At 64.2% G+C, this 17617-nt stretch carries 14 protein-coding genes and 1 riboswitch; of the genes, 6 read left to right on the top strand and 8 right to left on the bottom strand.

The window, feature by feature from the left end; all coding sequences use genetic code 11:
- Positions 1–7: 7 nt before the first annotated feature.
- From ACZY1F_RS04205 to ACZY1F_RS04190, 4 genes are all read right to left on the bottom strand, one after another.
- Positions 8–1324, bottom strand: a complete 1317-nt coding sequence (locus ACZY1F_RS04205) for a peptidoglycan bridge formation glycyltransferase FemA/FemB family protein (RefSeq protein ID WP_463940428.1) — start codon at positions 1322–1324, stop codon at positions 8–10.
- An 87-nt stretch (positions 1325–1411) separates the two neighbouring features.
- Positions 1412–2548, bottom strand: coding sequence for a lipid II:glycine glycyltransferase FemX (locus ACZY1F_RS04200; protein WP_463940427.1), 1137 nt, complete (start codon positions 2546–2548; stop codon positions 1412–1414).
- Positions 2549–2704: 156 nt separating this feature from the next.
- Positions 2705–5581, bottom strand: a complete 2877-nt coding sequence (gene gcvP, locus ACZY1F_RS04195) for an aminomethyl-transferring glycine dehydrogenase (protein ID WP_463940426.1) — start codon at positions 5579–5581, stop codon at positions 2705–2707.
- Between the two features lie 198 nt (positions 5582–5779).
- A riboswitch (glycine riboswitch) is annotated at positions 5780–5877 on the bottom strand.
- A gap of 95 nt (positions 5878–5972) precedes the next feature.
- The gene (locus tag ACZY1F_RS04190; protein WP_463940425.1) at positions 5973–6512 is read right to left on the bottom strand and encodes a TetR/AcrR family transcriptional regulator; all 540 of its coding nucleotides are present in this window, start codon (positions 6510–6512) and stop codon (positions 5973–5975) included.
- A gap of 67 nt (positions 6513–6579) precedes the next feature.
- Here ACZY1F_RS04190 and ACZY1F_RS04185 point away from each other — a divergent pair, with 67 nt between their 5' ends.
- Positions 6580–8166, top strand: a complete 1587-nt coding sequence (locus tag ACZY1F_RS04185) for an MFS transporter (protein ID WP_463940424.1) — start codon at positions 6580–6582, stop codon at positions 8164–8166.
- Between the two features lie 98 nt (positions 8167–8264).
- Here ACZY1F_RS04185 and ACZY1F_RS04180 read toward each other — a convergent pair whose 3' ends face one another.
- Positions 8265–8744 carry a Dps family protein gene (locus ACZY1F_RS04180; RefSeq protein ID WP_463940423.1) on the bottom strand — a complete coding sequence of 160 codons (480 nt, stop codon included), beginning with the start codon at positions 8742–8744 and terminating at the stop codon, positions 8265–8267.
- A gap of 214 nt (positions 8745–8958) precedes the next feature.
- Between ACZY1F_RS04180 and ACZY1F_RS04175 the strand changes: the two genes are divergently transcribed.
- The 3 genes from ACZY1F_RS04175 to ACZY1F_RS04165 are packed head-to-tail and all read left to right on the top strand — an operon-like array spanning position 8959 to position 12639.
- The gene (locus tag ACZY1F_RS04175) at positions 8959–10041 is read left to right on the top strand and encodes a nitrilase-related carbon-nitrogen hydrolase (protein WP_463940422.1); all 1083 of its coding nucleotides are present in this window, start codon (positions 8959–8961) and stop codon (positions 10039–10041) included.
- A complete protein-coding gene (locus ACZY1F_RS04170) occupies positions 10038–11063 on the top strand; it encodes an agmatine deiminase family protein (RefSeq protein WP_463940421.1) in 1026 nt (341 codons plus the stop codon). Before ACZY1F_RS04175 ends, ACZY1F_RS04170 begins: the two co-directional genes overlap by 4 nt.
- 13 nt (positions 11064–11076) lie before the next feature.
- The gene (locus tag ACZY1F_RS04165) at positions 11077–12639 is read left to right on the top strand and encodes an APC family permease (protein ID WP_463940420.1); all 1563 of its coding nucleotides are present in this window, start codon (positions 11077–11079) and stop codon (positions 12637–12639) included.
- A 115-nt stretch (positions 12640–12754) separates the two neighbouring features.
- On the opposite strand, the gene ACZY1F_RS04160 is transcribed toward ACZY1F_RS04165, so the two are convergent.
- Entirely contained in the window at positions 12755–13303 is a 549-nt protein-coding gene (locus ACZY1F_RS04160; protein ID WP_463940419.1) for an AMIN-like domain-containing (lipo)protein, read from the bottom strand.
- Positions 13304–13540: 237 nt separating this feature from the next.
- Complete coding sequence (locus ACZY1F_RS04155; RefSeq protein ID WP_463940418.1) at positions 13541–13843, bottom strand: DUF4193 domain-containing protein; 303 nt, start codon at positions 13841–13843, stop codon at positions 13541–13543.
- Between the two features lie 240 nt (positions 13844–14083).
- Here ACZY1F_RS04155 and ACZY1F_RS04150 point away from each other — a divergent pair, with 240 nt between their 5' ends.
- Both ACZY1F_RS04150 and ACZY1F_RS04145 read left to right on the top strand, forming a co-directional pair.
- Complete coding sequence (locus tag ACZY1F_RS04150) at positions 14084–15274, top strand: glycosyltransferase family 2 protein (protein WP_463940417.1); 1191 nt, start codon at positions 14084–14086, stop codon at positions 15272–15274.
- Positions 15275–15285: 11 nt separating this feature from the next.
- Positions 15286–15447 carry a hypothetical protein gene (locus tag ACZY1F_RS04145; protein ID WP_463940416.1) on the top strand — a complete coding sequence of 54 codons (162 nt, stop codon included), beginning with the start codon at positions 15286–15288 and terminating at the stop codon, positions 15445–15447.
- Between the two features lie 37 nt (positions 15448–15484).
- On the opposite strand, the gene ACZY1F_RS04140 is transcribed toward ACZY1F_RS04145, so the two are convergent.
- On the bottom strand, positions 15485–16711 hold the full coding sequence (locus ACZY1F_RS04140) for a glycosyl hydrolase (RefSeq protein ID WP_463940415.1): 1227 nt from the start codon (positions 16709–16711) through the stop codon (positions 15485–15487).
- Between the last annotated feature and the right edge of the window lie 906 nt (positions 16712–17617).

Below are 17617 nucleotides of genomic sequence, written 5' to 3'. Positions count from 1 at the left end.
TTTGGTGTTAGGCCGGACGTTTCAGCGGCAGTTTGCCCAGCAGAGTGCGGGCTGCGGCGGTGGCAGCACGGACCAGGCGATTGGTCTGGAAGGCTACAGGCCGCACAGGCATCACGAAGTCCCCCAGCAGTTGGACCACGTCGCCGCCGAAGCCCTTCTTGAACTCGTAACCGCCATGGCCTTCCTCGTCCTGCCCCTGGATGCCGAAGGTGCCGTAGAAGTTGTAGCGCGAGTAGCCCTTGTCCAGGGCGTGCAGCAGCATCCCCCAGTACAGCGAGGTGGCGCCGTTGAAGTAGATGTAGTCCTGCTTCGTGCCACCAATGACGCAAACCACCTCGTCACCGAAGCAGACGAAGTGGATGGCGGCCACCGTTGCCACTCCTACCGAGTCCGGGAAGCGCTCGATGTCCTTGAGGCTGCGCTCGTAGCTGTCCACGAGGTCCTGGACCACCTTGAGCCGGTTGGCCTTCTTTTTGCTGCCGGTCTCCTCCACTTCACGGCGGAGTTCGGCGGCGGACGCTGATTCCGCTTCCAGGCGCTCGGTGATGGACTTCCGGTACTCGGGGATGTCGATCTTGGCCATCATGAGTTTGGTGAACTCGCCGGAGGTGGTCCGCAAGAGCTGTTCGTAGTATTCGCGTTCCCGGTAGAAGAAGCCCTTTTCGTCTCCCGCGGTGCTCAGCGCGTCGTAGAACTCGTCAAGGGTCTCCAAGGTGGCCTGCTCCAGGAACACGCCGTTCTTTTCGGCCTTCCGGATGGCCTTCCGGGTCCGGTAGCTGGTGCCCATGATGAGCTCCTCGGCGTCGTTAATGCCGTCGAGCTGCTTGATGAACATCCAGTTCACGTTGGCGAAGTTCATCTCCGAGCCCTGGTGTTCAAGACCCAGGGCCGCCAGTTCCGCCACGAGCGGCCTGTTGTCCACGATCTCGGGGTGTTCGGCGCCGTCGGCGTCGCGGGCGATGTAGGTCAGGTTCGGGGAAATCCGCAGTTCGGCAGCCTTGCGTTCCGCGGCACGTTCCTTGAGGAGCCCGACGACGTCACGCACCAGGGCGGCGTCCGCGTAGTCCAGGAGGGGGCCCTTGGCGCACTCGCACACCTTGTAGCCCCAGCGGTTGGTGGTGTAGTTCAGCTTCCCGGCGGCGACCAGTTCGCCGTCGCGCCTGACACCGAACAGTTCCACCACCTGGCCGCGGGCGCGCTGGAAGCGGGTGAAGTCAGCGGACTGGATGAAGTTGTTTTGCGCGTGCTTGAGCGAGAAGGCCTCAAACTCTGCATCGCTGAGGACGCTGAGCTCGAGCCCGGCTCCGGCCTTGGTTGGATTCACAGAAGTAACCTCATCTATGGCTGCGCTGCCGTGGGGCATGCGCGGGCGTTCGTGGTGTGGATGGTGTGCGTAGCTGGTGGTGGTCTGTCAGTAGAACTGCTGGCCGGTACGTGCGGTTTCGAGCCGGCGGAAGATCCGTTCCGCGCCCCTGAGCCACAGGGCGTGCCTGACGGGTGACAGCACGTAGTCGTAGCAGCCGACGAAATCCGTGACCGTCTTGGTGAAGCTGGTCTTGAACATGCCCATGCCATACAGGTGGTGGGTCTTGTCCTTGATCAGGGCGGAAGGCGGTGTGCCGCAGAAGTCATACTCGGTACAGCCGAGTTCCTGCATTCTCCGGATGGCCTGCCACTGGACCAGGTGCGAATCGCCGTATTGCTTCCTGTTCTGGGTGGAGCCACCGTCCTTGTAAGTCGCCTTGGATCCGTAGTTGATCACAAAGGCGCCCACACTGGGTTTGCCTTCTTCATAAACAAAAAAGAAGCTGCCTTGGCCGCGGTTGCAGAATTCGTCCCAGAACCGTGTGTAGTAATCGAGGCTGCGCAACGGCATGGAGCCCTTGGCGTTCACGGTGTCAGCCATCAGGTCATACAGCGCCCGGTACGTTTCCGGACTCGGCTCCGGTTGCACCACTGCGCAGCCTTCGCGTTCCGCCCGGCGGATCGCGTTGCGGGCGCGGGAGGAGATGAACCGGAACACCTGGTTCTCCGGGGCTGCGATGTCCAGCAGCGCGGTGGAGTCATTGGATTGGATGTTCGGAGTCTTCACCAGGCCGGCGGCGGCAAGCTGCGCCCGGGCTTCCGGGGTGGATGTGATGTCAGGTTCAATCTTGATGGTGAAGACATTGAGCTTCCGGCTTCGGGCGAACGCAGCGCACGCGTCCAACACCGGCTTGAGGTCCTCGACGGCACCCAGGTCGGGGCCCTTGATCAGGTACCACAGGCGGCCCAGCACGGGGAATTTCTTCTCCAGCACCAGGTTGTAGCTGGCGGTCCCGGCAGATTCCAGGACCAGGAAGCGGGCGGTCCAGCCGCTGCCGTTCTTCACGGACGCGTAGGCGGCGGACTGCAGCATGTTGCCGCCGTTCGGGTTGGCCGTGACGTGCTTGTCCCAGTTCTCAATTTCCTCCGCTGTGGCAAAGCGGGCGGTGAATTCTCGCAAGGCGGCCGTGTCCAATCTCAGGGTTTCGTGCGCGGTTCTGTACTCGTGGCTACGTGCGGACATGTAGCCACAAGTCTAAAGCCTCCGGTCAGGGCGGTAGGTCCCCGGCATCCTCTGGGCCCACACCGGCAGGGTCCCCTGGCCGAGCTTGCGAGGCTAGGGTGCCGGTGGGGCGCAGCACGCGTGAAAACTCCGGCTTGCCGGGTCCGGGCCCTGACTCTAGTTCGCGAATTCCTCGATGGGCGGGCAGGAGCAGATGAGGTTGCGGTCCCCGGCGGCGCCGTCGATGCGGCCGACGGGCGGGAAGTACTTGTCCTGCTTGAGTGAGGCGAGGGGGAAGGCGGCCTGCTCACGCGGGTACTCCCGGGTCCAGTCGGAGGATACGACGGCGGACGCGGTGTGGGGTGCGTGGCGCAGCGGGCTGTTCTCCACGGTGAAGTCACCGTTGGCGACCTGGTCGATTTCCTTGCGGATGGTGATCATCGCATCGATGAACCGGTCGATCTCCACCAGGTCCTCGGACTCGGTGGGTTCCACCATCAGCGTGCCCGCAACCGGGAACGCCAGGGTGGGGGCGTGGAAACCGTAGTCGATCAGGCGCTTGGCCACATCCTCGGCGGTCACGCCGGTCTTCGCCGTCAGCTCACGCAGGTCCAGGATGCACTCGTGCGCCACCAGACCACCCTCGCCCGTGTACAGCACCGGGAAGTACTCGTTCAGCCGTGCCGCAACGTAGTTCGCCGCGAGCAGCGCCGACTTCGTCGCCTCGGTCAGGCCCTCGGCGCCCATCAGCTTCACATACGCCCAGGAGATCGGCAGGACACCGGCGGAGCCGTAGTTGGACGCGCTGATGGCCACGCCTGTTGATCCGGCGGAGCCGGACTCGTGGGCTGCCTTGTTGGCATCACCGGGCATAAACGGTGCCAGGTGCGCCTTGGCTGCGACCGGGCCAACACCCGGGCCGCCGCCGCCATGCGGGATGCAGAAGGTCTTGTGCAGGTTCAGGTGCGAGACGTCGCCGCCGAACTTGCCCGGCTGCGCCAGACCCACAAGCGCATTCAGGTTGGCGCCGTCCACGTAAACCTGGCCGCCCGCCGCATGCACGGCGTCACAGATCTCAGTGACATCGGCGTCGTACACGCCGTGGGTGGAAGGGTAGGTGATCATGATGGCCGAGAGGACATCCTGGTGGGCCTCGATCTTGGCGTTCAGGTCCGCATGGTCAATGCTGCCGTCCGGTGCCGTGGCCACCACAACCACCTTCATGCCCGCCAGGACGGCCGAGGCGGCATTGGTGCCGTGCGCCGAGGCCGGGATCAGGCAGACCGTGCGCTGGTCATCGCCCCGGGAGAGGTGATAGCCACGGATCGCCAGCAGGCCCGCGAGCTCACCCTGGGAGCCCGCGTTCGGCTGCAGGGACACCTGATCGTAGCCGGTGATTTCCGCGAGGTCAGACTCCAACCCGCCAATGAGCTCGCGCCAGCCCACCGTCTGGGAATCCGGGGCGAACGGGTGGATCGAGGCGAACTCCGGCCAGGAAATGGCTTCCATCTCCGCGGTGGCGTTCAGCTTCATGGTGCACGAACCCAACGGGATCATGGTCCGATCCAGCGCCAGGTCCCGGTCACTCAGCCTGCGGATGTAACGCAGCAACTGGGTCTCGGAACGATGCGTGTTGAACACCGGATGCTGCAAGTACTCGGAGGTGCGGAGCACGGCGGTATCCAGTGCGAACTCGGTGTCTGTGCCGGCGGCCAAGTCCACCACGTCGGCGCCGAAGACTTCCAGGACACCGGCGACGATGGCCGGGGTTGTGGTTTCGTCGGCCGAGACGCCGATGGTGTCGCCGTCGATGTGGCGCAGGTTGATGCCTTTGGCTTCGGCTGCGGCAACAAGAGCCGAGGCCTTGCCGGGCACGGAAACCGTGACGGTATCAAAGAAGGTTGTGTGCAGTACATCCAGGCCGGCCGCCTTCAGCGATGCGGCGATGACTGCAGCGTGGCGGTGGACGCGCTCGGCGATTGCCTTGAGGCCGTCGGGGCCGTGGTAAACGGCGTAGAAGGAGGAGACGATGGCCAGCAGCGCCTGCGCTGTGCAGATATTGGACGTGGCCTTCTCACGGCGGATGTGCTGCTCACGCGTCTGCAGCGCCAAACGGTACGCGGGAGTCCCGGCGTCGTCCTTGGACACCCCGACAAGACGGCCCGGCATGGACCGCTCCAACCCCTTCGCCACGGCCATGTAGGCCGCGTGCGGGCCGCCGAAGAACAACGGCACCCCGAAACGCTGGGTGGAGCCGACGGCGATATCCGCGCCCTGCTCCCCGGGAGGGGTGATGAGCGTCAGCGCCAACAGGTCAGCCGCGACCGTGACGAGCGCACCGCGTTCCTTGGCGGCTGCGATGACCTCGGCGTGGTTGAAGACCCGGCCGGACACGCCCGGCTGCTGCAGCACGATGCCGTTGATAACACCCTCGGGCAGGCCGGCGGAGAGGTCAGCGACCTCCACCTCGAACCCGAGCGCCTCGGCGCGGCCCTTGACGATGGCGATGGTCTGTGGCAGGCAGTCAGCATCCAGGACGGTCTTGCCGTCCCGGGCCTCCTTGTTCTTATTTGCCCGGCGCATCATCAGCACGGCCTCGGCCACGGCGGTGGCTTCATCCAGCAGGGAGGCGTTCGCGATGGGGAGGCCCACGAGGTCCTGGACCATGGTCTGGAAGTTCAGCAAAGCCTCGAGCCGGCCCTGGGAAATTTCCGGCTGGTACGGGGTGTAAGCGGTGTACCAGGCCGGGGCCTCGAGGATGTTCCGGCGGATCACCGCGGGAGTGACGGTGTCGTAGTAGCCCTGGCCGATCATCTGCACAGCCGTCTTGTTCTTCGCCGCCAGCTTCCGCAGCTCCGCAAGAACCTCAACCTCGCTCAGGGCGTCCTTGAGGGCCAGCGGCTTGGCCTGCCGGATGGAGTCGGGGACGGCAACGTCCACCAGTGCGTCCACCGTGCCGTAGCCGACAGCCTTGAGCATGGAGTCGATATCGGCCTGGCGGCGGGCGCCAATATGCCGGTCAACGAAAGTGGCCGAGGCCGAATTAACACTCACAAGGAACTCCATTACTAAGGCGGCGCAAGGTACGCCACATCGACTCGGGTTCCTCCCCGCTCTGTCTGGGACCTGAGGGTTCCGCGCAGCCTGCTTCCGCAAAGCTGGCGCTTGCACCGTCGGCGGGCACAGCGGTCCTGACATTCCGGAGTGATCCGGGATATTTCAGGCGGACGGCCTGCCACTTTCCAGAGTTGCCTGGCCGCGGCGGTACGTGGGCCTGAGAGATTCCTGGGGAGGATTTGCTCCTACGGCGCCTGTTGTACCTACTAACAGAACTCTCCCGCCGCAGATCAAAGGCATATTCAGATTTCGTGCCGGCCACAGATGACCGCCACGAGGTCCAATTCTCCTACGCCCCGCGCCACCGGGCAAATGAGGTCTCCGGGGTTCAGTCCCGCAGCCGCTCCACGGCGGCAAGAAGCTCCTCGATGTCTCCATGGCGGACCCGGCCGTCCCCGGTGGTGCCGCTTTCCCACATGGCGTTGAAATACAACCCGTCCCCCATATACAGCACGGCTTTCGCCATGGCCGGGCCGACGTCGGCCGCGATCAGGTCCAACCACTGCTGCTGGATGGCGGCAAAGCGGCGCCGGGCCTCTTCATGGGCCACTTCGGCCAGCCGAGTGGCGGCCACGAAGGAGCGGTCCATCGGCGAATCGGACCAGACCGAGGAACGGATGAAGTAGGTGGCTGCACCATCGGCTGCTGCCGCCATCAGCGCCAGATCCTCGACGGCCAGGCGGTCCAACCGTTCCAGTACCGCAGCGATCAGCGCTTCCTTGTTGGGGAAATGGTAGAGCAATCCACCTTTGGACACGCCGGCCCGTTTGGCCACGGCGTCCAATGTGGCAGCCCGCTCCCCCACATCGATCAGGAGTTCTTCAAAAGCATCAAGGACTGCATCGCGTGCGACGGGATTTCTGGCCATGGCTTCAATCATGCACGCTCCGGGTCCCGTTTCTTAACTATACCGTCTGGACGGTATAGTTATTAGCATGACGTTGTCCGCACAGTTCAACCAGACCACCCCAAGCACCTCCGCGTCCGCAGCCGAGGTCCAGCCGTCAGGGCCCGCCAAGGCGCCCTGGCGCGACTGGCTCGCGCTGGCCCTGCTGATGTTTCCGGTGCTCCTGGTTGCGGTGGACAACACTGCGCTGACGTTTGCGCTTCCGGCCATCGCGAGCAGCTTGGAAACGACCGGAGTCCAGTTGCTGTGGATTGTGGACGCCTATCCCCTGGTGCTCGCCGGATTGCTGGTTGCCATGGGCAGCCTGGGTGACCGGATCGGGCGCCGACGGCTGCTGCTGACCGGCAGCGTTGGATTCGCCGCGGTCTCAGCAGCAACAGCCTTTGCCCCCAGCGCGGAGTGGCTGATAGCCGGACGGGCGTCGCTGGGATTCTTCGGCGCCATGCTGATGCCCTCAACCCTGTCGCTGATCCGCAACATTTTTCCGGACCCGAACCGGCGCCGGCTGGCCATAGCCATTTGGGCAGCCGGCTTCTCCGGCGGCGCCGCCCTGGGTCCCATCTTTGGCGGCTGGCTGGTGGAGCAGTTCTGGTGGGGCGCCATCCTGCTGGTCGCCGTGCCCATCATGCTGCCCCTGCTGGCGTTTGGTCCCGCGTTCATCCCGGAATCAAAGGATCCGCGGCCCGGACGGGTGGACGTGCCCAGCATCGCCCTGTCCCTGCTGGTTATGGTGCCTGTTGTGTATGGCATCAAGGAACTGGCGACCGAAGGTTTCGGGGCCGCTCCGTTGGGGCTTGTTGTCTTTGGCCTGGCCATGGGGGTCGTCTTTGTTCGCCGCCAGCAGCGGCTGGCCAGCCCCCTGCTGGACATGTCCCTGTTCGGCAACCGGGTGTTCAGCACCGCCATCACGGCAAACGTGCTGGCACTGTTTTCCTTCAACGGCTTCATTCTCTTCCTCGCACAGCACCTGCAACTCCTGGACGGGATGACACCGTCGGCCGCCGGAATAGCAATGATCCCGGCCCTGGTGGCCACGGTGCTGGCCGGCCTGGCAGTGGTGCCGCTGGTCCGGAAAGTGCGTCCGGGCTTTGTGGTGGCGGGTGGCCTGGCGCTGAGTGCCACCGGCTACGGAATCGCAGTCTTTGGTGATCACGGCTCCGGCCCGGCCCTCCTGCTGGCCGCGCTCCTGATCCTCGCCCTGGGGGTGGGCACGGCGGAGACCATTTCCAATGACCTCATCCTGGGGTCCGTACCAGCTGAGAAGTCAGGAGCGGCGGCCGCCATTTCGGAGACGGGCTATGAGGTGGGGTCCCTGTTGGGGACTGCAGTGCTGGGCTCTATCCTGACCGCTTCCTACCAGCGAAATCTCGTGCTGCCGGCCGGGGTGGAGGAAACGGCGTCAGGCACTGCCGTGCACCAGGCCGGCGAAACTTTGGCAGGGGCAGTGGAGCTGGCCACCAGCCTGCCTGCGCCGCTGGCTGAAGCGCTCCGCGGTGCAGCTCGCCTGGCGTTTGATTCGGGCGTCCACACCACTGCGGCAATTGCGCTGGTACTGATGGCGAGTGCGGCAGTCCTCGCCGCCGTCGTACTCCGGAAAGTTCCGACGGCGGACTAGGGCACCCGCCGCCCGCAAGCCGGCGAGCGCACAAAAAGCGCCCGGGGTCGGAAGTCATTCCGGCGCCGGGCGCTTGTGGCCTCACTATCGGCCGGGTCCTACTTGGCGTCAGGGGCGGTGACGCTGGCGGAGGCCTTCAGGGTCTCGGCGTTCACCATCCACGCATACTGTTCCAGCTTGGCGATGAATTCGTGGAGCAGGTCCGCGGTGGTGGGATCCTCTTCATCCACTTCGTCATGGACCTTGCGCATGGTGCCCACGGCAGCCTCAAGCGCAGCAACGATCCGCTCGATGGCGTCCTTGGTGTTGATGAGGCCCTCAGGGAACTGGGCCAGGCTGGTGGACTTTGCCACCGTTGCGCTGCGGCCGTCCGGCAGGGCGTGGAGGGCGCGCATCCGCTCGGCCAGATCATCCGCGAACTGCCGGGCGGCATCCACGATTTCGTCCAGCTGCAGGTGAAGGTCCCGGAAGTTGGTCCCCACAATGTTCCAGTGGGCCTGCTTGCCCTGGATGTGCAGCTCAATCAGGTCCGCAAGTACGGCCTGCAGATTGTTGGTCAGGGTCGGTGAAGCTTTCATGAATCCTCCTCGATTGGTCCAGTAGTCCCGACGCTATCAGCCACAGGATCGATCGCGCCGGGCCGGAAGCAAATTTTCTCAGTGAGCTTACTAAGCCGGCCGGAGCGTCACAAAAGAATGGGATTCATTTAAACCATTGCGCGAAAGCCGTCCACCCCTCATACTAAATGAACGTCATTCATTTAGTGACGGTCGTCTCACTGGAAGTAAGCCCATGATTGAAATTTCCTGCCTCGACTCACCCGCCTCCCTGGCCCGGACAACGCCGTCCGATCGCCCTGCCCTTCGGGTGGGCGTCGTGCAGCACCGCTGGCGTGCAGACACTGCCGTCCTGCAGGCCGAACTCGATGAAGGAATCGGCCGGGCCGCCCGGCTTGGTGCCTCGGTGGTATTCCTGCCCGAGCTCACCCTCTCGCGCTACCCCGCGGACACCTGCCCCGAAAATGACACGCCCCGGCACGGATCGGTGCGGCACGGCGCGGCCCAGCCCGGCGCCGTGCGGCCCCGGCCGTCGGACACAGCTGAAGACCTGCTCACCGGACCCACCTTCCGCTTTGCCGCCGAATCGGCCCGCCGCCACGGGGTGGCTGTCCATGCCTCGCTGTACCAGCAGGCGCCCAACCCGGACGGCACGGACGACGGCTTGGGGCTGAACACCGCCATCTTGGTGTCGGCTGAAGGTGACCTGCTCGCCCGCACGCACAAGCTCCACATCCCGGTCACCGCCGGCTACTACGAAGACAAGTTCTTCCGCCAGGGTCCCGCGGCCGCGGATGCCTACGAAGTCCACGCGCCGGCAGAACTGGGCGGCGCCCGGCTGGGCATGCCCACCTGCTGGGACGAATGGTTCCCGGAAGTGGCCCGGCTTTACTCCCTCGGCGGCGCTGAGATCCTGGTCTACCCCACCGCCATCGGCTCCGAGCCGGACCACCCGGATTTCGACACCCGGCCGCTGTGGCAGCAGGTCATTGTGGGCAACGGCATCGCCAACGGCCTCTTTATGATCGCCCCCAACCGCTGGGGCAGCGAGGGAACGTTGAACTTCTACGGCTCCTCCTTTATCTCCGATCCGTACGGCCGCGTTCTCGTGCAGGCCCCGCGCGACGCCTCCGCAGTGCTGGTGGCAGACCTCGACCTGGACCAGCGCCGGGACTGGCTCACACTCTTCCCCTTCCTGGCCACCCGCCGCCCCGACACCTACGGCCGGCTCACCGAACCGGTGCGCCGCGACCAACCGCTCGGCGGCGAAGAGGCCGGGTTCCCGACGTCGGCAGTAGACACCGGGGTGACCGCATGAGCACGTGGCGCATGCCCGCCGAAACCGCGCCGCAGGAGCGGCTCTGGATGGCCTTTCCCACTGGCGGCTACACGCTGGGCGAGACGGAGGAGGCTGCCCACGCTGCCCGTTCCATCTGGGCAGCGGTGGCAAACGCCGCCGTCGAATTCGAGCCGGTCACCGTGGTGGTGGACCCCGACGACGTCGGCATCGCCGCCCGCTATCTGCACCCGAACGTCGAGGTACTTGCCGCCCCGCTCAACGATGCGTGGATGCGGGACATCGGGCCCACCTTCGTGTTGGACCAGGACGGAAGCCTCGGCGCCGTCGACTGGGTCTTTAATGGCTGGGGTGCACAGGACTGGGCCAGTTGGGACAAGGACGCGCTGATCGCCGGTGAAGTCTCCGGCCGCGCCGGCGCCAGGCATCTTGTGTCCGCGCTGGTCAACGAAGGCGGCGGCATCCAGGTTGACGGCCAGGGAACGGTGCTGGTGACCGAGACCGTGCAGCTGGATCCGGGCCGCAACCCGGGACTCAGCCGGGCCGACGTCGAAGCCGAGCTTGCCCGGACCATCGGGGCCACCCACGTGGTCTGGCTCCCCCGCGGACTGGCCAGGGACTCGGAACGGTTCGGCACGCGCGGTCACGTGGACATCGTCGCCGCCATTCCCTCCCCCGGCACCCTGCTGGTGCACTCCCAGCAGGACCCCCGCCACCCGGACTTCCAGGTGAGCCGCGACATCATCGATCACCTCCGCACCACGAAGGACGCGGCCGGCCGGGAGTGGACCATCGTCGAAGTCCCGGCCCCGGAAGTGCTCTGGGATGACGAGGGTTTTGTCGACTACAGCTACATCAACCACGTCGTGGTCAACGGCGGCGTCATCGCCTGTACTTTCGGGGATCCCAACGATGACAAGGCGCTGCAGATCCTGGCGGAGGCCTACCCGGGCCGGCGGGTGGTCGGCATTGACGCCCGTGAGCTCTTCGCCCGCGGCGGCGGCATCCACTGCATCACCCAACAGCAGCCTGCTGCCTCGTAGAAAGCGCTGGACCATGACCCAAACCATCCGCACGAACACCCCCGCGGGCCAGCCTTCCGGGACCGACACGGCAGGCTCGGCGCACGGCATCACCGCCAAAGGACTGAAGGGCGGGCAGCTGGGCCTCCTCGCCGTCGTCGTTCTTGGCATTTCCACCATCGCGCCCGCGTACACGCTGACCAGCGCCCTCGGCCCCACAGTGAATGAGGCGGGGCTCCAGCTGCCCGTCATTTTCCTGATCGGGTTCATCCCCATGATCCTGGTGTCGCTCGCCTACCGGGAACTGAACGCCGATTCCCCGGACAGCGGCACCACGTTCACCTGGGTCACCAAAGCGTTTGGCCCGTGGGTGGGCTGGATGGGCGGCTGGGGACTGCTCGCGGCCAACATCATCGTCCTGTCCAACCTGGCGGGCGTGGCGGTGGACTTCTTCTATCTGTTCCTGTCGCAGCTGACGGGGGCGCCTGAACTCGCGGACCTCGCGGCCAATAAGCCGTTGAACGTTTTGACGTGCTTCGTTTTTGTGGCCCTCGCCGTGTGGGTGAGCTACCGCGGCCTGCACACCACCAAGCTGGTCCAGTACGGACTCGTCGGATTCCAGCTGCTGGTCCTGGGACTTTTTGTGGGCATGGCGTTCGCGAACTGGTCCACGTCGGAAACGGCCATCCCGTTCAGCTGGGAGTGGTTCGACGTCACCAGGATCGAGACGTTCGGGCAGATCGCCGCCGGAATTTCACTGTCGATCTTTGTCTACTGGGGCTGGGACGTGTGCCTGACGGTGAATGAGGAAACCGCCAACGGCAAAAAGACCGCGGGCCTCGCCGGCACGCTGACCGCCGTCGTTGTCCTGGGGATCTACCTGCTGGTGAGCATCGCCACCATGATGTTCGCCGGCGTCGGAGACACGGGGGTGGGGCTGAACAACCCTGAGAACCACGAGAACCTCTTCACGGCGCTTGCGTCACCCATCATGGGGCCGTTCGCCATCCTGATGTCGCTCGCCGTGCTGTCCAGTTCGGCCGCGTCCCTGCAGTCCACGTTCACGTCGCCGTCGCGGAGCCTGCTGGCCATGGCCCACTATGGTGCGCTGCCCGCGCCGTTCAGCCACATCAGCAAGCGCTTCTCGACGCCGGGCTTCGCAACAGTGGCGGCGGGCGTCCTGTCCGCCGGGTTCTACGCCATCATGCACGTCATCAGCGAGAACGTCCTCAACGACACCATCCTGGCGCTGGGCCTGATGATCTGCTTCTATTACGGCCTGACCGCCATCGCCTGCGCCTGGTACTTCCGGAACAGCATGTTCAGCAGCGTGCGCAACTTCGTGCTGCGGCTGCTCTGCCCGGTGCTGGGCGGCGTCGGCCTGTTTGTGGTTTTCCTGCAGACAGCTGTTGACAGTTGGGCGCCGGAGTTCGGCAGCGGCTCCGAGGTCTTCGGGGTTGGGCTGGTGTTTGTCCTGGGCATCGGGATCCTGGCGCTCGGGGCGGTGCTGATGGTGATCATGGCACGCCTCGCCCCTGGGTTCTTCCGCGGCGAAACCATCCGCCGGGACACCCCTGCGCTGGTGGTCCCTGAGTAGTTGTGCCACCCACCGTCCACAGAACGGCGCCCTGTCCGGAAAGTCTCCGGAGCAGGGCGCCGTTCTTTGGTTTTCCTGATCTTGTCTCAACTGCGGTTCAGCAGCGAACCGTGGGTCACCAGAAGTGCGCCACATCCACCACCAGGCGCGATCCGGATCCGGGGCCGTCCAGGGTGAACACCCGGAACGGGAGCCGGGCACGAACGCCCAGTCCGATGCTGGTGTAGCCCTCAAAGCTGCCCGCGTAGGCAACCTGCCGGAAGGTCTGGTATCCCGACACGTCGGACAGTTCGGCCTTTGCCGCCGGGCTGTAGGTGACGTTGCCGTTGCTGTCGTAGGACGGCGCGTTCACAGTTACCTGGAGGAATGCCGAGCCAAGCAGCGGGATTTCAAAACCTGAACCGTCCTGGACCACGGCCGGAACGTACTGGACCGTGTAGCCGGCCACTGGGCCGTTGAGGTCAACCACCATCCGGTCGAAGCAGTAGTGCTGCCCCGTCCTGACGTTGGTGACGGATGCGGTGCTCATGGCCGGGTCTGATTCGGCCAGCGATCCCCAGACGAGCCCGCAATAGGATGTGGTTGCCGAGGCGGGCCCCGGAGCCAGGAAACCCAATCCAACAGCCATCAATATGACTGTCAGCCACGTATGAATCTTTTTCATTGTGGGCCACCCTTCGAGTGATTAGGTAGCTCAAGCGTAGGAGTCTCCGGGGCCCCTCACCAAGGGTTGTTGCCGCTTCGGCGCGGAACCGTTAGCCGGCCTCGGTTCCGGTCACGCGGGCGTAATTCTGCAGCACTTTTCGGGGCCATCGAAACGCTATTAACGCCGTTTCTGCACCCTGCCGTTATGCATAATAACGACGCCGGCACACCCCACAACAGTGCCGCCGTCGGGCGTTCAGCCCTCGCACTCGATGCAGTACTTCAGGCCGTTCTTTTCGCGCGCAACCTGTGACCGGTGCCGTACCAGGAAGCATGATGCGCAGGTGAATTCATCGGACTGTTCAGGAACAACAATGACGGTCAGTTCTTCGCCGGAGAGATCGGCTCCGGGCAGGTCGATGCCTTCGGCGGTATCGGTCTCCTCGACGTCGATGACTGCGGTCTGGGCATTGCCGCTGCGGGATGCCTGCAGGGCTTCCAGCGACTCGGCAGATGCCTCGTCGTCAGTCTTGCGTGGAGCGTCGTAATCGGTAGCCATGGCATGTTCACTTTCGTCGCTGCACGGCACCATTTCAGGCACCTCAGTGAAGCAGTTTAGGTCATTATGCCGCTACGTGGGCAATAGTGTGGCCGACCAGACAAATTTCGTTGCTTCGCCCTCTGCGGACGTGGTAATTGATGCAACCTTGACGGTATCCGGGGGCCAAATCTGAGAAGGCGCCTGCAGGATGGATTTGCGGGCCGCTGGGGTCTGCAAAACCCACCCGAGGAGGCCGCCATGGACACTGTCCTGTCCCTGCCCCCGGCCCACGTGATGCGCCCATCCGCTGTTCATCCCACCAGGCGGGCGGCCCGCGTCGCTTCCGATCCTGACCAGCCTATCCCCGCATCACTTGGCCTGCGCGTGGTGGTGCTGGTGCCCGCTTACAACGAGGCCGGCTCGATCGGGGCAACCCTCGATGGCCTGATGCTCCAGTCCCGTCCCGCGGACCTCATCGTGGTCATCCCCAACGGTTGCACCGATGCGACTGCCTGGGAAGCGCGGAAGTATCCGGTGACCACCATGGAGCTTCCCCGATTGCAGCACCGCAAATCCGAAGCCCTGAACCGGGCCTGGACAAAGTATGCCCACGACGCCGACGTGGTCATCTGCCTGGACGCGGATACGGTCCTGCCGCCGAACGCCGTCGAAGCCTGGTCCCGGGAGTTCAGCGCCGAAAAGGGCGCGCTCCTCGGTGGCTCGTCGTCGAAATTCACGATGCAGGACCCCGGATTTCTGAGCCGGCTGCAGAAGGCTGAATTCGCCACCTGGACCGATACGGCCCTGAGACGGGGCCGGACCAGCGTCCTGGCAGGAACCGGCTGCGCCATCAATAACGCCGTCCTTCGGCAGATCGCGGCCCGGGACGACCGTGAAGGGCCGTGGGTCTACACCTCGCAGGTAGAGGACTTCGAACTGACTTATCGCATCCGCGAACTGGGCTACATCTGCCAGGTATCCCCGGATGTCCGTGCCTACACCGACTCGATGAAGACAGTCAAAGCATTGTGGGGCCAGCGGATGAAATGGCAGGTGGGCACCGTGGAAGACCTGCTGGACCTCGGAATCAACCGGCTGACCCTACGCGACTGGGGCCAACAGGCCATGGGTCTGCTGGGCGTGTTCCTGAAGCTCCTGTGGATTGCCGTGATGGTCCTATCTCTCACGTTGGGAGTGTTTCACTTCGTCCTGTTCTGGTGGCTGGTGCCAATCCTGTTCGTGGCGCTGGACATCAAACGGGCGCTTCGGATTCCGCACCGCGACTGGAAGGACGTCCTGATGGCAGCCCTGTTCTTCCCTCAGGAATTGTTTATGTGGCTGCGGTCTGGCTGGTTCCTGGCCTCCTGGTGCGCAGTCCTGACCACAAAGATCACCCGGCGGCGGATAGACCGCTGGGAAGCGCAATACACAGCAGAGGAAATCAACTAACAATGTACGGAATGAACACCGCCCTACCCGCTTCCGGTGCAGCTCTCGGCGCAGCCGGATTGGCCTACACCGGCCTGGACGTCATGTCTGCGCTGCTGACCGCGCTTGGCGTGATGCTCATAGGTATGGCCCTACTGGGACTGGTGCGCCGGGACAACAAGGCGCGTCCGTGACAACCGGTCCCTGACTACCGGGAGATTGAGCATTGCGTCAGGGAGTCCGCCGCGCCTCAAGTGCGGACTTGAATGCGGAGGCTGAGGTGGCGCTGCTGTTGATGCGCCAGTCGGTTTCTTTCTGGAGATGGAACCACACGAAGCCCACCACATCGGGCTGGGCGGCGAGATAGGACACGAGCTCAGTGTTCCAGGCAGCTTTGTTGCCGCCTGCTTCGCTGGAAGCCGTCTCGCTGATCAGGATGGGAACTCCGGGTGCCAGAGCACGCAACTGGGCTATACCCGGAGCGAAGAGATCCTGCGGCGATATCCAGCCACTCCAAGAGGCGGAGGTGCCCCAGTTGTACCCGTCGAGTGCTACAACATCCACGTATCCGACCCCGGGAAAGAGGCCGGCGAGATCTGTGGAACCGTAGTAAGGAACGTTCGGGCTCCAGACCCAGGCCACGTTGCCGGCGCCGGTGGCAGCCACAACGTCGTGAACGTGGCGCCAGGCATTGACGTAGTCACCGGCCTGATTTCCGTTGATGCCTTCAGCCCACGGATACCAGTTTCCGTTCATCTCATGGGCGAACCGGAGCTGGACCGGGTAGCCCCAGGCAGTGAGTGCCTGGCCCCACTGCGTGATGTGGGCGTCAAAGTCGCCGGCGGCAATTCGGTCCAAGGAGTAGGCCGGCTGTTCCGTGCCACCGCCCCATGCCCAGGGTTCCCAGGTAATGAGTGGAACGGCGCCTCGTGCCCGGACGGAGTTCATTTCTGCGATGGGGGGCGCCTGGAGGAAGTCCTTGTAGAAAAGAATGCTGGACGGGCTTTCGCCGGCCAGCTGCGCCACGTCATCCAGTTCGCCGCTAGCCAGCGGGCCGCCGGCTGTGGCCACCCCGAACCGAAGCGCGGCCGTGCTGACCGGAGGGAGCGTCGGGACCGGCGCCGTCACCGTGAACACGGACGAGGCCTGAATGGAAGAGGTCTTGGCAGTGATGGTCAATGATCCCTTGGCCGTGGAAGGGATGGTGATCGAGGTAGTGAAAGCACCCGAGGCGGCGGTTTTGAAGGGAAAAGTCGTGGCACCGGCAACCACCGTCCCCGTCGTGGAGGCTTTGAATCCCGTTCCGCTGACTGTGACAGCGGAACCTGCCAGCCCCGTGGCCGGGCTGAGGGAAATCCGGCCTGTGACAGGCGCTGCCTGGGCTGCCTGGGCCGGCATCAGTCCCAAAGCCAGACCCAGGCCGACCACTGCCGCGATGGATTTCAAAGTTCTGAGCATGGCGATCGGTCCCCGCAATCGGCAAGGCGGGTGGAAACCCGCCGGTCAGGTGGTGCCTAGCGGCACTTTCCTGATCCTAAGGGCTGAGGGCCCAAACCAGACCGGATTTTTTCGAATATTTTCTGTCGAACTTACGGGCGACGCCCGCTTCCCCGATTGATCCTCAGTCACCGGCCAGTCCGCACGCAGGTCGACGCCGGTCGCAGCCGTTACTGACCGATGCCCGGCAGGCAGGTGTCTTGGCTACAGCTGCATCAATATCCTCGGGTGTCATGAACGAGGTGAGGCGAAGGTCCACGGCATAGGTGGAATTAATCATCAGGGAAGGGCAACAGCACTCGGTTGATCGGGAATGTCGAAGACCCCAGGACATCCGTCTCGCCGAACGCGTAGTTAGCCCCACGGGCCGGATCCATACGAATAAACCCGCAGGTCAGCATAAAAATCGGAGCCTCCTGTCGGATTCGAACCGACGACCCCCGCTTTAGGTCCGGGCGCCTGTTGCGGGTAAAGAAAGTGCCCGCTTTGCCCGGATTCTAGGGGCTTTCTGCGAGCTACGATGACTGATGAATATTTGTCCTTTGTCGTTGATTGGGGTGGGTAAAGGGTGAGTCGGTTGCAATTGCCGGTTGACTTCCGGTACGTCCTGAGCCCAAAGAAGTGTCCTCCTCCTGTTAACAACTGGCGTCTTGGATATCTGTTCTTCAGGGACAAATGTGCCCGCCAAGCGCATGACCGACGTCAGGTCCTTTTAGGAACCGGCCAGCCCCTGTCCCATGCCGCCCGTTCCGCGGTCAGAGAGGCAGCAATTTCGCCACGACATCCCCCCGAACAGGGCGACTCCCTTCTAGTTGACGAAAGGGTCCTTATCGGCGTTTGAAAAACCTTGGAAACGCAGGGGATCTC

This window comes from Pseudarthrobacter xylosi, from assembly GCF_055412765.1.
The sequence above is the reverse complement of the archived record's forward strand: the minus strand, read 5'-3'. Positions and strand labels throughout refer to the sequence as shown.

Coding starts and splice junctions, on each gene's coding strand:
- ACZY1F_RS04200 (WP_463940427.1), bottom strand. CDS start 2,548: ATGTCCGCACGTAGCCACGAGTACAGAACCGCGCACGAAACCCTGAGA.
- ACZY1F_RS04190 (WP_463940425.1), bottom strand. CDS start 6,512: ATGGCCAGAAATCCCGTCGCACGCGATGCAGTCCTTGATGCTTTTGAA.
- ACZY1F_RS04185 (WP_463940424.1), top strand. CDS start 6,580: ATGACGTTGTCCGCACAGTTCAACCAGACCACCCCAAGCACCTCCGCG.
- ACZY1F_RS04180 (WP_463940423.1), bottom strand. CDS start 8,744: ATGAAAGCTTCACCGACCCTGACCAACAATCTGCAGGCCGTACTTGCG.
- ACZY1F_RS04175 (WP_463940422.1), top strand. CDS start 8,959: ATGATTGAAATTTCCTGCCTCGACTCACCCGCCTCCCTGGCCCGGACA.
- ACZY1F_RS04170 (WP_463940421.1), top strand. CDS start 10,038: ATGAGCACGTGGCGCATGCCCGCCGAAACCGCGCCGCAGGAGCGGCTC.
- ACZY1F_RS04165 (WP_463940420.1), top strand. CDS start 11,077: ATGACCCAAACCATCCGCACGAACACCCCCGCGGGCCAGCCTTCCGGG.
- ACZY1F_RS04160 (WP_463940419.1), bottom strand. CDS start 13,303: ATGAAAAAGATTCATACGTGGCTGACAGTCATATTGATGGCTGTTGGA.
- ACZY1F_RS04155 (WP_463940418.1), bottom strand. CDS start 13,843: ATGGCTACCGATTACGACGCTCCACGCAAGACTGACGACGAGGCATCT.
- ACZY1F_RS04150 (WP_463940417.1), top strand. CDS start 14,084: ATGGACACTGTCCTGTCCCTGCCCCCGGCCCACGTGATGCGCCCATCC.
- ACZY1F_RS04145 (WP_463940416.1), top strand. CDS start 15,286: ATGAACACCGCCCTACCCGCTTCCGGTGCAGCTCTCGGCGCAGCCGGA.
- ACZY1F_RS04140 (WP_463940415.1), bottom strand. CDS start 16,711: ATGCTCAGAACTTTGAAATCCATCGCGGCAGTGGTCGGCCTGGGTCTG.